Origin of the sequence: Metasolibacillus sp. FSL K6-0083 (genome assembly GCF_038630865.1) — a bacterium.
In the GTDB taxonomy this organism is placed as follows: Bacteria; Bacillota; Bacilli; order Bacillales_A; family Planococcaceae; genus Metasolibacillus; species Metasolibacillus fluoroglycofenilyticus.
Genome location: NZ_CP152046.1, coordinates 1,165,530 through 1,178,883 on the forward strand (window position 1 = coordinate 1,165,530; position 13,354 = coordinate 1,178,883).

Below are 13,354 nucleotides of genomic sequence, written 5' to 3' on the forward strand. Positions count from 1 at the left end.
CAAAATCTGTGACATCCGCCGAAGGCTTAACTTGAATCAGCTAGGGTTTAAGCACTCCTCTGGCTTAGTTACTTTTCCAGCATTCATCCCGCTATTTTTAAAAATAAGGGATTTTGCTGAATCAAGTTAAATTGCACTATCGGTACAGTTCTATACAGATACTGTCCTTAGCCATACTATAACAAGTTTTGATGAAAACGTACAGTACAATGTTTTGTTAATTTTAATTATTATTTTGAAGATATTTGCACTTTTCTTAGGGAATATCTGCAAATTTCATTGATTTATTTGCGCTTTTTTATAAGTTATTTGCGTTTTCTAAAATATATTTGCGACTTGCCTTTGTTTATTTGCGGCTTCTCTCAATTTATTTGCAGCTTCTCAAATATATTTGCCAATTCCGCTCATCCATCTGCCGCTTCATTGAATTTCGATATCTGCTGAGTAAACGCTTTTGATTTCGCCATTTGCTGTGCGAATTTCAAGAACACCCGCTTCTGTAATGCCGATTGCTTGACCTTCAATAACTTCGCGTAATGTCGTTGCACGCACATGCTTGCCAATTGTGTTTGATGCTGCTTCCCAAAGTGTTTTAATTGGAGCAAAGCCCTCTTTTACATAGATATCACTCAACTGTTCCAAATGGCCGAGATATTTTGCAACAAAAAGGGCTCGATCAATTTTTCTGCCTTCTTCAATGGCTAACGATGTTGCAACGCCACGTACCTCCTGTGAAAAATCCTCTGGCTGTTGATTGACATTAATACCTGTACCGATTAAGAGGGCTTGTATTCGGTCAGCTTCCGCCACCATTTCCGTTAAAATGCCGACACATTTTTTGCCGTTAATTAAAATGTCATTCGGCCACTTAATTGCTGGCTTAAAGTTTTGGCATACTTCTCTTATCGCATGTGTAAGAGCAACAGCAGCGACAAGTGTAAACTGCGGTGCTTGATGCGGTAAAATATTCGGGCGGATGATTGTTGTCATCCAAACACCTTGACCTTCAGCCGAATCCCACGGGCGCTGCATTCGACCACGTCCCGCTGTTTGCTTTTCTGCAATGACTACCGTGCCATCTGCCGCGCCATTACGAATCAATTCGTGCGCTACAATTTGCGTTGACTCTACCTCATCAAAATGATAAATTTTTTGACCATAGCGAGCCGTCTTCAAATGGGCAGCAATTTGCATCTCATCAAGCCTATTTGATTTAGCAATTAATTTATAGCCCTTTTTCTTAATGACTTCAAATGTATAACCATCCTGTTGGAGCGCTTGCATATGCTTCCAAATAGCCGTTCTTGACACGAGTAGCTCGTCGGCTAACTGCTGGCCGCTTATTGGTTCACCAGCCGCGGCTAAAAAGCGCTGCAATATTTTATCCTTTATAGATGTCATAAAACCATTCCTTTAATTGCTCTTTGTTATTTTCTACTTGCCTTGTTAATACAGCGTATAGTGCTGCATCTAACGCAGTTTTTAGCCATGGACCGCCCTTTTTTTGCGCCCATTCAATTACATCACGTCCACTAATTGCGAGCTGCTGCGCTGTCGCAATTGGCAGTTGTGCTTTTTTCAGCGCAATTTCATGCTTGGATAAAGCTATTTCCTGTTCACGCCAGAGCGCAATATCGAAAGCCGTGTTTAGCACTTCGATATCATAATAAAAATAATCAAGCACTTGCCAGCTAGCCTGCAATTTTCCATAGGCCTCTGCTACTTGCTTGGCAAATTCTTTTTCCTTATTGGAGCATTTATAGTAGGAGAAAAATGCCTCCTGTTCATTTAATACGTAAAAATAGGCCCAGCCGACGAGTGGATTTTCTGTTTGAAAGCTCTTCCAATCAGCTACTACAAATGTGCCTTGCAAAAATTGATTTAATGTAGTTTGTCGGAGCATCACAACTCCTTGTACAGGGAAACGGCTTGTCCATATTTTATTTAATTCAGCATGAATACGCTCCCTCGCTACATATTGAATTTGCTCAGCCAATGATTGAATTGCTGACAATGTAGTAGATTCAATTGTAAAGCCAAGCTGTGCGCTAAAACGAATCGCCCGCATCATACGTAGAGCATCTTCCTTGAAACGCTGCTCAGCTTGCCCAACTGCACGAATCACTTTACGCTGAATATCCTCTTGCCCATTATACAAATCAATAATTACACCATCTCGCGTCATTGCCATCGCATTCATCGTAAAATCACGCCGCGCTAAATCATCCTCTAAGTTACGGACAAATGTAACTGCATCTGGCCTACGATGGTCTGTGTAAAGCCCATCCGTACGATAAGTCGTTACCTCAATTGGTTCACCCTCATCTAACACTAATACGGTCCCATGCTCAATACCAACATCAATTGTTTCATTAAAAATGGCTTTGATTTCTGCTGGCAAAGCACTTGTAGCAATATCGACATCGTTATTTGGCTGCCCAATAATGAAATCTCGAACTGCTCCTCCGACAAAAACTGCCTCAAATCCCGCCTGCTCTATTTTTTCAATTACTCGCTTTGCTGCTTTCCACATCATTGCATCATTCCTAATAGGCGCTCATATAAGCTTTCATATTGCTCAATAATTTTTGTCGATTGAAATTTTTCCTGTGCTGTTCGGGTAGCGGCATCACGAAATTGTTGAAGCTTTGTTTCATCCTGTAGCAACGAAATTGCATAGTCTGCTACCGCATTCGTATCGTGTAGTGCAACAAGATAACCATTCCGACCATGCTCAATTACTTCTGGGATACCCCCAATTGTTGTTCCAATGCCAGGGACCCCACAAGCCATCGCTTCTAATAAAACTAAGCCAAATGACTCTTTTTCAGATAATAGCAGCTTCAAATCGCTAATCGCATATAGCTCCGCAATATTTTCCTGCTTCCCTAAAAACAACACGTCTCCACTATACGGCGTGTTTTTTACTTGCTCCATTACGCGATGCTTTTCAGGACCATCTCCTACTAGGATGAGCTTTGCGTCCATTTGCATCCGCACTTTCATAAACGATTCAATTACATCCGGCAAATTTTTAATTTTTCTGAAGTTTGAGACATGAATTAACACCTTTTCATATGGCTTAATGCCAAACTGTTCCTTCAAATATTCCGCATTGAAGGGCTTAAAAATATTTTCATCAACAAAATTATAAACTGTTTCGATTGGCTTTTTCGTGTCGATTAGCTCATATGTTTGCTCCTTTAAAGCGTTGGAAACAGCCGTGACAATGTCCGACTGTTCTATGCCATATTTGATTGCCTGTGTCAGACCTGAATCTTGCCCTAAAACAGTAATATCTGTCCCATGCAATGTTGTAATAATGCGCACATCTTTTTTCGACATTGCTTTTGCTAGTACGGCACATACAGCATGCGGCACGGCATAATGTACATGCAAAATATCGAGCTCCTCATTCTGTATTACATCTGCCATTTTGCTTGCTAATGCGATATCGTACGGTGAATATTGAAAAACAGAATAATTGTTTACTTCAACCTCGTGAAAAAAAATATTTGAATAAATTTTATTTAAACGAAAAGGTACGCTCGATGTAATAAAATGAATTTCATGGCCACGCTCCGCAAGCATTTTGCCAAGCTCTGTTGCGATAACACCCGAACCACCAACTGTTGGGTAGCATGTAATACCAATTTTCAGCTTTTTCATTGTACCCCTCCATATCAAACTTATTTTCTACGCTCTGCAATTAGACGCCAATCCACTAGCCCTTCCTGCAAGCCTTTTAATAAAATTTCTGCAGTTCCCATATTTGTTGCAAGGGGGATATGATACACATCGCATAAACGAACGAGCGCTGTTACATCTGGCTCGTGTGGCTGCGCTGTTAATGGATCACGGAAGAAAAACACCATATCCATATCGTTATTGGCGATCATTGCACCTATTTGCTGGTCACCACCGAGTGGTCCAGAACGAAATAGCTGAATGGCTAATCCTGTCGCCTCTTGAATGCGCGTACCTGTTGTTCCTGTAGCATATAAATCATGCTGTACTAATATATCACTATATGCAATAGCAAATTGGACTAAATCATCCTTTTTTCGATCATGTGCAATTAATGCGATTTTCATTTTTTGTCAGTCCATTCTATAGTATATTTTCAAGCCCATATACAAGGTGTTCAATACCTACTACGGTTTCAACACAAAAGACAATACCGTTCATAAATGATTGGCGATTTAAAGAATCATGGCGAATTGTTAGCAATTGCCCCTCCCCACCAAATAAAACTTGCTGATGTGCAACAAGACCCGGTAATCGTACAGAATGGATGCGCATGCCATCAAAATCGCCCCCACGTGCACCTGTAATTGTTTCATGTTCCTCAGGATGTCCCTGTACTTTTCCTTGGCGTACCTCAGCAATCATTTGTGCTGTTTTTACACCTGTGCCACTTGGCGCATCTAGCTTTTTATCATGATGCATTTCAATAATTTCAACATCATCGAAATATTTAGCTGCCTCTCTTGCAAATTTCATCATTAAGACTGCCCCTAAAGCAAAATTAGGTGCGATAATACAGCCTATTTTTTGTTCTCGCGCCAGCTGTGTTAATTCCTCTAATTGCTCATCTGTAAACCCTGTTGTTCCAATAACAGGTCGTACTTTATGTAATAAAGCTTGCTTCGTATGCTCGTAGACTGATTGTGGATTTGTTAAATCAATGAATACATCTGGCCTCGTTTGTTCAATAAGCTCCTCAAAGCTTGTGAATATTGGCACTGTATAGTCTGCCGGAAACTGTTCGAGTTCTCCCAGTGTTGCGCCTATTTCCTTATAATCAAGTGCCGCTACAAGCATCAAGCCTTTATGCTTCATTACTGTATGTACAGCCTCTATGCCCATTTTTCCACGTGCACCTGCAATAGCTACTTTTATCATGCTTGCTCTTCCTTTCTCGTCCAACGATCTTTATCGCGTGTTTCAAATTTATGGAGAACGCGTAAAAGTGCTTCATCGAGCTTGATTCCTTGTGCATTAGCAAAGCATACAAGGACGAAAAAAAAGTCCCCAAGCTCTTCTTCAATGCTCCCTCTATCCTCTGTTGCCTTTTTCTTTTTTTGACCATACACATCCTGTACCTCGCGCGACAATTCGCCTAACTCTTCCGTTAATCGTGCTAATAGCTCAAAAGGTGGAAAATAGCCTTCCTTGAACTGTCCAATATAATCATCCACACGTTGTTGTAAATGCTGCATCGTTATTTCTGTTGTCATCGTATCACTCCCTACTCTTTAATTTATAGATTTCGCCTCATCTTGTCAAAACATCGAAAATAGAAAAGCTGTCTGAAAAGCAGTGCTTTCGCACGCTTTTCAGACAGCCTCGTTTCCTTTTATTTAATCATCTGAGCGCATGCCTGTATAAATTAATATTAAACGTAATAGCTCTAATACAGCTACAGCTGCAGCCGCTACATATGTCATTGCTGCTGCATTTAAAACCTTTTTCGCAGGGCGTTCTTCGTTATTTCCAATGATGCCAAGTGCAACGACCTCGTTCATCGCCCGTTTCGATGCATCGAATTCTACTGGAAGTGTAACAATTTGGAATAGTACACCAGCCGCTAATAATGCAATACCTAATAATAATAAACCTGATTGTTGTGCCACAATACCTATTAATACAAATATCCAAGAAGCATTTGATGAAATATTTGCTACAGGTACTAATTTTGCACGCATTGTTAGGAATGAATACGCCTCTTTATGTTGAATTGCGTGCCCTACTTCGTGTGCTGCAACTGCTGTACCAGCGAGAGAAGTATTGTAGTAGTTATCCTCAGATAGTGCTACCGTTTTTGTCGCCGGATTATAGTGGTCAGATAAAAAACCTTGCGTTGGAACAACACGCACATCTGTCAAGCCATGTTGGTCTAAAATCATGCGTGCTACTTGAGCACCAGTCATTCCTTTAGCAGCAGGCACTTGTGCAAATTTTCTATACGTGCTTTTTACTTTCATTTGTGCATAAATTGGTAAAATTAACACAATCGCAAAATAAACAATATACATTGCCATATTTTTTATTCTCTTCCCCTCTAACTTTATTTCCACGTACTATTCTAAATAGTTTTTACAGTTCATGCAAATAATTGCCCCTTTTATATGTAAAGTAAGCAATTATGATACAAACAATGGATAACCAAAATGTGAAATAACCAATTTGATTTGCGAACTGATCTATTACTCGATAATACGGCATCTGCCCAAATACATAGTCAATTACATCATTATGCAATGTCCAAATGGCAGCTACCGCAATATGCCAAAATTGAAAGCGATATTTCGGCAAATAAAGCACCGCTTGTACAGCCATCATAAAATGTGAAAATACAAGCATCCAACCTGTTGGTCCAATAGAGCCTGTTTCTGCTAAGGTTAATAAATTCATAACAACAGCCCAAATACCGTATTTTATTAAAGTGATAAGTGCAAGCACTTCCATCAATTTAAAATTTTTTCCTAATAACCAGCCGATAATAGCAAAACAGAAAAACAAGCTTGCTGTCGGACTATCAGGAACAAAAATATAAAAAATGGGCTCAGTCGATGCTAATTGATAACCATACCAATAATAGCCATAAATTGTGCCTGCAATATTAATGATAAGCAATAAAATTAAAAATGCTTTATTTGTCAGTATGTGCCAACACTGAAAAAATAGTTGCTGCATAGGTGGCTCCTTTCATTTTAAACGAGGCGTGTTGAAATAGAGAGCTAAAAACACGCAGACTTATATAATGAACAGATATAGCTTTAAGTTATACTATGTATTATTTTAAACGAAAAAGGATAATTTTAAAAAACAATTTTGATATGTCCTTTACGCTAATGATTTCAGTATTAAAGAACAGCAAACTAAAAACTCTGCGCTATACTTTAGTATAACACTAACAACCATTTTTATTTTATATAGAAAATTAAGGCTGTCCCGAAAGAGTTTTCTTTCTGGACAGCCTTTTCTCGAATTATTTTGCTTCTTTTAAGCTTGCAATAAATTCTGCTAATTGGTCTAGTTCTTCGTCAGTACCATCAAATGTGCCGCCTGGCATACCACCACGACCATTTGTTACGATTTCCTTTACTTCTTCAGCAGTTAATTCATTACCTAAAAGCATTGGTGCACCTGTTCCACCAGCTAAGTCACCACCGTGACAGCCGATACAAGATGCTTGCGCTTGGAAAATTTCGTAACCTGGAGAGGTTTCATCAATCTCTACATCAGGCAATAATCCTAAATCTTTATCTGTAATTACACCTTGAGCTTTAGCAGCTTCCCAGTCATGGTTTGCTACAGATTCCCAAGTTAAATAAATCATTGACGCAACAGCTAATAACATAAATGCTGTTGGTAATGGACGTTTAGATGGACGACGCTCTGGCGTTGTATCTAAGAATGGTACAAGCGCTAAAGCACCGAATGCTAAACCTGGAATAATAATTGCTCCAATCACATTGTATGGACCTGAAGCATAAGTGTATTTTAATAATTGGTACATAAATAAGAAGTACCAGTCCGGTAACGGAATATAAGAAGCGTTAGTTGGATCTGCCGGACCTTCAAGTGGTGAAGGGTGAGCGACAGTTAATAATAGGTAACCGATTAAGAATACAGCCCCTACCATCCATTCTTTTAATAAGAAATCAGGCCAGAAAGCTTCTGTTTTCCCTGGATACTCGGAATAATCTTTAGGCTTGTTCGGCATACGGTTATTCGACTTAATTCGCGAATCACCAACGAACTTCATACCTTTTCCGCGTTGCATAGTGTCCCCTCCTTAAAAAATCATCAAAACATTGTTAAATCAAAGTGGTCCTGAAATACCTTGACGACGAATCATGATAAAGTGTGCCGCAAGTAAAGCAAATAACGCAGCAGGTAAGAAGAATACATGAATCGCGAAGAAACGTGTTAACGTTTGCGCTCCTAGAATTTCAGCGTCACCTGCTAATAAAATCTTAATTATTTCACCAATAAACGGTACAGATGCTGCGATTTCAATACCTACCTTTGTTGCAAACAATGCTTTCATGTCCCAAGGAAGTAAATAACCCGTGAAACCTAATCCAAGCATTACACCAAAAATACCTACACCAACAATCCAGTTTAATTCACGAGGCTTTTTATATGAGCCTGTGAAGAATACACGAAGCGTATGTAAGAACATCATTACGATAACTAATGAAGCTCCCCAGTGGTGCATACCACGAACGATTTCACCAAACGCTACTTCGTTTTGTAAATAATAAACTGACTTCCAAGCATTTTCTACGTCCGGTACATAATACATTGTTAAGAACATACCAGATAAAACTTGAATTACTGTAATGAAGAATGTTAATCCACCGAAACAGTAAACGAATGCTGAAAAGTGATGGGCAGGGTTTACGTGCTCTGGCACTTCGTGGTCGGCAATATCACGCCAAATAGGTGTAATATCTAAGCGCTCATCGACCCAATCATAAATTTTGTTTAGCACTGATATCGTACCCCCTAACTAATTAGCCTAAATTATTTGCGATTTTTTTCCCAAGCATTAAGAAACCATCTTTTTCTGCCACTTCATATTGATCAAGTGGGCCAAGAGGTGGTGTACCTGCTACGTTTTTACCGCTCTTCTCATAGCGACCAGCGTGGCAAGGACAGTAGAATTGGTCTGGATGTGCACTATCGCCAGCCCAGTTAACTGTACAACCTAAATGCTTACACACAGGTGAAAGTGCGACAATTTGATCACCGCTCTTATATACCCAAGCTGCCTCCGTTACATCCGATTTATACCAAGCATCTACCTGTTCGAATGTAAAGTTTACACTAATAGGCTCTTCCGTAATATCTGCAACTTTTTGACTCGTTAAAATAAAGTCTCCATCTGCTTTTGTTTGTAACACCGGGTCAATAGCAAAACGTACCATTGGCATTAACATTCCCGCCGCCATAAATCCACCAACACCAGTTAAAGTGTAGTTTAAAAATTGACGTCGCGTTACTCGATTATTACTCACTCTTTTCCCCCCTCTAACTAAAAGGTCAATACTTTTACAAATAGTAATACTAGGACATATCTATGATATATCAATAAAATAAGTTGGTCAATACAGCATTCGGTTGATTTCGACACTTTGTGAACATTTCATGAAGCAAAACATTTATACCCTTGTTAACGCAATTTTTGATTCTTTCACCACTTAGCCAAAAAACATCCTACAAAATTTGCAATATCCACTAAAGACTTTCTTTTGAATGAGTAGATAGTCTATTTCTAATAAAATAACTACTGTCTTGTCCACTCAGCGGTTAAGTTCGGAATGACGAGCTTTAGCTGATCCTCTAGAATTTTTTGCTTCATACTTGCATCCATTGATTCTAAAGGAATAGCCGGTAACCAAATAATATTATAGTCGTCTTGCATGCTCGTCCACCCGTGGTCACATGTAGCGAAGAAAATATGCTTAAAGCCCACATTTTCGAGCGCTTCCTTCCAAACAGCAAGATTTACCTGTTGCTTTGTTTGCTCCAAATAAGTAATTGGTGGAATAAGCATCAATCTTCCTCTAAACTGCTGTTCAATAAATGAGGTTAAGGACATTAGGAATTCCGCCTGCGAACTGCTATGTCTTATTGTCTGTGGCTCTAAGCCCATATTTAATAGTGGTACAACCGCTGTATCGATAAATTGCTTTTGCGCTTGAAATTGTTCTACATCTTTCGCATTAAAAAACACTTTATTTCCCCCTAAATGAAGCATGGAGATTATCTGAAAAGGTGATGCCTTTTCAGATAATCCAAATTGCCCTTGCTAAATTATTTCGATAAAATCTTATGCTTCTGTGGTGGTCACATTGACATGCCACCATCCTCGGCGCAAAGAATTCGTCTGCGCTTACTTTTGCACATGTTGTAATGCTTGTAATAAGCTTGATAGTTCAAAAAAGCGATTTTTGTCTCCTTTGTCAAGCGCTTCGTCAATTTCCTTTAAAAGCTTCTCCTCTTGAAAGGCACGCATACTGTCCTTTAATAATTGTTCTGCTAAAATGCGATCTTTTTCACTAATATGCAAATACTTCGGCATATAAGGATTTTCCTCTAACACAGCTAAATATACTTGGTGAGGTGGAATATTTGGAAAATTAATTTGAATATACATCATCTCATCTGGATTTAACCGTAAGTCATGAAATGATTTTTCCGCATCTGCTGTCATAATATTGCCTTTATAAAAGCGAAAAGGTACGCCGTTACTTTCAACAGAGGACATCACAATCGCGCGTGGGCAGTAATGTGCTTCTTCTACAAAGCAAACATTTTCCAACAATTTCTCATCACTTAATAAGTAATTTAAAATCCACACACATTCCCTGCGCTTCAATTGATAATTTTTTAAAAACCATCGCACAAATATCTTTTTATCTGCAATTGGGACGGATGATACCATGCTGCAATGCCCCCTTTACTCAAAGCTATCGTATAAATCTACCCACTGTTGTTCTGTAGGCTGTAACGTCATTAATCTCATCACAACTTCTTTGGCTTCATCACGCTTGCCATCTTCAATTAGAAAATAACTATACGCTTCTAAAAATGCTTCATCATCCTTAAAATCATTATATGCTTTCTTGTAAATAACGTATGCTTTTTCGAACTGTTCCTCTTGATTGTATGCTTCCGCCACAAAGGGCGCTAAAGCCGTCCAATCAAATTGCTCCTGCTCCAGCTGCTCATACAAATCGATAATCGCCTCATACTGCTCTTCTGTACTATAAATCGACATCAGTACTAAAATCGCTTCCATATATTCAGGGTCTAAAGCGATTGCCTGCTGTAAATGCTCAATCGCTTCATTAGGTAGATGATTTTTCAAAGCCATCTTCCCCGCAAATAAAAAGAGTGTCTTATCATACTCGTCACGCGCTAGTCCCTCTTGAATTGCTTTATATGCGCGCTTATTATCCTCTAACATAGCATAGCTTTCTGCCAACAATAAATACGCAGAAAAATAATCTGGATCAAGCTCCTTTAAATCTTCAAGCTGCTTTGTGGCTAGTTCATATTTTTCTGTTTGGAATGCAGCATAAGCTGAGCCAAATAGCATATCTGGTGAAATTTCGTCCTCAAGCGCCTCCATATAATAATCAAGTGCTCTTTCATAGCCTGCACCCGCACGATACACTTCCGCTAGACGTGCAGCAAGTTTTACGCCGGCAAATTCCTTGTCCGCTGCATACAATTCTTCATAAATACGAGCTGCCTCTGTAAAGCGCCCTGTCTCAAATAGGAGCTCTGCCTTTGCAAATTGTAGCAATGGCTCATTTGGAAGCAACTCAATTGCTTCATTTATACGCTTCTCTGCAACTTCAAATAGCCCCTGCATTTGATAATAGTCTGCTAAAGTAAGTAGCACTTGAGGATATTCAGTTGCCTCTGTATCAATTGATAAAAGCAAGTCGAGCGCCTGATCCTCCTCGCCAATTTCCATCATCACATTGGCTCTGTCGATTGTGAGCTGCGCTTCTTCAGGAAATAAAAATTGCAAATGCTCTAATGCTCTGTTTGCCTGCTGTAAATAGCCATACTGCATAAACAATTCAGTCATTTCATATTGCTCATTTGGCTCCGCATTCATTAAAAATGGCTCTAGCAGTTGATCAATTGTCTGCAAATCTCCCTCTTGCATTGCTTGTTGTAATTGATTGATGTTTGCCACAGTACTTCACCTTTTCTTTCTTAAGTCATTCCCTATGCTACATGACAAGCAGCTATCAAACAAGAAAAAATACTTAGCTAAACTTTTTCATAGTATTTCCATACATCGTCACTTCTAATATACTGGTATATTTTTCAAAGCAATCCTTTTCCCCTTCTTAATAATAAGTTATATTCACAAATTTATAATTGCTTTGGGTGTGAAAGAAATCGCGGCGATACTAGTGTTTTCAACCATTAGTTGTTTTTTAATGGTTCGTATTTCGCAAAAAAGAAAAGGTTGTATGAAAGCTGTGTGCTAGCCTGCTTTCATACAACCCTCTTCTTTATTTTTGACGTAAGGCATCTATATGCTCAAAAAATGTTGGGTATGATACGGCAATACAATCGGCATCATCTAATAGTACTTCTCCCTCTGTAATCAGCGCAGCAATTGCTGCCATCATGCCGATACGATGATCACCATAAGATTTTAGGGCAGCACCATGAAGCGGTGTTGGTCCATAAATAATCATGCCATCCTCCGTCGCTTCAATAGTAGCTCCAAGCTTTTTCAGCTCTGTAACAACCGCGCTAATACGGTCGGTTTCTTTTACTTTTAGCTCTTCAGCATCTTTAATAACTGTTGTCCCCTGTGCCTGTGTCGCAAGCAAGGCAATAATCGGAATTTCATCAATTAAACGAGGGATTAATTGTCCTTCAATTGTCATCCCTTTAAGCGCTGAGCTTTCAATTAGCACCTCCGCAGTTGGCTCTGCTGCTAACTCATCCTCCACTTTGATAGTCATATTCGCACCCATTTCGGCTAGCACGCTAATAATGCCATCTCGTGTTGGATTGATGCCGACATTTTGCAATAGAATACGACTGTCTTTAGCAATTGCACCTGCTGCAAGGAAAAAGGCAGCTGAGGAAATATCACCAGGTACTTTTACATGTGTTGCCGTAAGCGTTTGACCACCCTCAAATGAGACAACACCATCCTCCACATCTACCTGTGCACCAAATTGGCGTAACATGCGCTCTGTATGGTCACGTGAAACCTCGCTTTCACGCACAATCGTCGTTCCTTGTGCGCGCAATCCAGCTAATAAAATAGCTGACTTTACTTGCGCGCTTGCAACAGGCATTGTGTAATCAATTGCTGTAAGCTCTTTGCCTTGAATTGCAACAGGTGTAAATTGCCCATTTTCACGTCCAGTAATATGCGCCCCCATTAAACGAAGCGGGTCTGCGACGCGGCGCATTGGACGTTTGGCAATTGAAGCATCACCTGTCATTATTGTATGTAACTTTGCCCCTGCAAGGAGGCCTAACATTAGACGTGTTGTCGTACCCGAATTACCCGTATAAAGCACTTCTGTTGGCTCTTGCCATGCGTCAATACCCTCACTAATTATCGTCACATTTGTGCCTTCCACAGCAATTTCTACACCAAGCTTTCGGAAGCAGTCAATTGTTCGTAAACAATCTTCTCCTAATAAAAAGCCTTCAACTGTCGTTGTTCCTTGTGCAATTGCCCCAAACATCACCGAGCGATGCGATACCGACTTATCACCAGGCACCGTAATTGTCCCTTGTAGGCTTGGCTTTTCATAATTTAATTTTTTCGCTTCCATTGAGA

At 39.6% G+C, this 13,354-nt stretch carries 15 protein-coding genes; all 15 read right to left on the reverse strand.

The genetic code is table 11. The annotated features are described in order from the left end of the window. Window positions 1-420 precede the first annotated feature (420 nt). The gene (locus MHB51_RS05565; RefSeq protein ID WP_342559190.1) at window positions 421-1,401 is read right to left on the reverse strand and encodes a biotin--[acetyl-CoA-carboxylase] ligase; all 981 of its coding nucleotides are present in this window, start codon (window positions 1,399-1,401) and stop codon (window positions 421-423) included. Beyond that, window positions 1,382-2,536, reverse strand: a complete 1,155-nt coding sequence (locus MHB51_RS05570) for a CCA tRNA nucleotidyltransferase (RefSeq protein ID WP_342559191.1) — start codon at window positions 2,534-2,536, stop codon at window positions 1,382-1,384. The genes MHB51_RS05565 and MHB51_RS05570 overlap by 20 nt, the downstream gene beginning before the upstream one ends. Next, entirely contained in the window at window positions 2,533-3,669 is a 1,137-nt protein-coding gene (gene bshA / locus MHB51_RS05575; RefSeq protein ID WP_342472742.1) for an N-acetyl-alpha-D-glucosaminyl L-malate synthase BshA, read from the reverse strand. Before bshA ends, MHB51_RS05570 begins: the two co-directional genes overlap by 4 nt. A 20-nt stretch (window positions 3,670-3,689) precedes the next feature. After that, window positions 3,690-4,094 (reverse strand): methylglyoxal synthase, encoded by a 405-nt coding sequence (mgsA, locus tag MHB51_RS05580; protein WP_066171593.1) that lies wholly within the window; start codon window positions 4,092-4,094, stop codon window positions 3,690-3,692. 16 nt (window positions 4,095-4,110) lie between these two features. Beyond that, window positions 4,111-4,905 (reverse strand): 4-hydroxy-tetrahydrodipicolinate reductase, encoded by a 795-nt coding sequence (gene dapB, locus MHB51_RS05585; protein WP_342559192.1) that lies wholly within the window; start codon window positions 4,903-4,905, stop codon window positions 4,111-4,113. After that, the gene (locus MHB51_RS05590; RefSeq protein WP_066171598.1) at window positions 4,902-5,240 is read right to left on the reverse strand and encodes a nucleotide pyrophosphohydrolase; all 339 of its coding nucleotides are present in this window, start codon (window positions 5,238-5,240) and stop codon (window positions 4,902-4,904) included. The genes dapB and MHB51_RS05590 overlap by 4 nt, the downstream gene beginning before the upstream one ends. Window positions 5,241-5,363: 123 nt before the next feature. Next, window positions 5,364-6,044 (reverse strand): zinc metallopeptidase, encoded by a 681-nt coding sequence (locus MHB51_RS05595; protein ID WP_107942410.1) that lies wholly within the window; start codon window positions 6,042-6,044, stop codon window positions 5,364-5,366. 55 nt (window positions 6,045-6,099) lie between these two features. After that, window positions 6,100-6,699, reverse strand: a complete 600-nt coding sequence (locus MHB51_RS05600; protein ID WP_066171604.1) for a DUF1405 domain-containing protein — start codon at window positions 6,697-6,699, stop codon at window positions 6,100-6,102. 295 nt (window positions 6,700-6,994) lie between these two features. Further along, window positions 6,995-7,792 (reverse strand): menaquinol-cytochrome c reductase cytochrome b/c subunit, encoded by a 798-nt coding sequence (locus tag MHB51_RS05605; RefSeq protein ID WP_066171607.1) that lies wholly within the window; start codon window positions 7,790-7,792, stop codon window positions 6,995-6,997. A gap of 39 nt (window positions 7,793-7,831) precedes the next feature. After that, window positions 7,832-8,506: a cytochrome b6 gene (locus MHB51_RS05610; protein WP_066171610.1), complete on the reverse strand. Its 675-nt coding sequence runs from the start codon at window positions 8,504-8,506 to the stop codon at window positions 7,832-7,834. A 22-nt stretch (window positions 8,507-8,528) separates the two neighbouring features. Next, window positions 8,529-9,032: a ubiquinol-cytochrome c reductase iron-sulfur subunit gene (locus tag MHB51_RS05615; protein ID WP_066171613.1), complete on the reverse strand. Its 504-nt coding sequence runs from the start codon at window positions 9,030-9,032 to the stop codon at window positions 8,529-8,531. Window positions 9,033-9,301: 269 nt separating this feature from the next. Next, window positions 9,302-9,751, reverse strand: a complete 450-nt coding sequence (locus MHB51_RS05620; RefSeq protein ID WP_066171614.1) for a DUF2487 family protein — start codon at window positions 9,749-9,751, stop codon at window positions 9,302-9,304. 159 nt (window positions 9,752-9,910) lie between these two features. Beyond that, on the reverse strand, window positions 9,911-10,462 hold the full coding sequence (locus MHB51_RS05625) for a ReoY family proteolytic degradation factor (protein ID WP_066171618.1): 552 nt from the start codon (window positions 10,460-10,462) through the stop codon (window positions 9,911-9,913). A gap of 15 nt (window positions 10,463-10,477) precedes the next feature. Next, the gene (locus MHB51_RS05630) at window positions 10,478-11,731 is read right to left on the reverse strand and encodes a tetratricopeptide repeat protein (RefSeq protein ID WP_342559193.1); all 1,254 of its coding nucleotides are present in this window, start codon (window positions 11,729-11,731) and stop codon (window positions 10,478-10,480) included. 325 nt (window positions 11,732-12,056) lie between these two features. Next, window positions 12,057-13,349, reverse strand: a complete 1,293-nt coding sequence (aroA, locus tag MHB51_RS05635) for a 3-phosphoshikimate 1-carboxyvinyltransferase (RefSeq protein WP_066171625.1) — start codon at window positions 13,347-13,349, stop codon at window positions 12,057-12,059. Window positions 13,350-13,354: the final 5 nt, after the last annotated feature.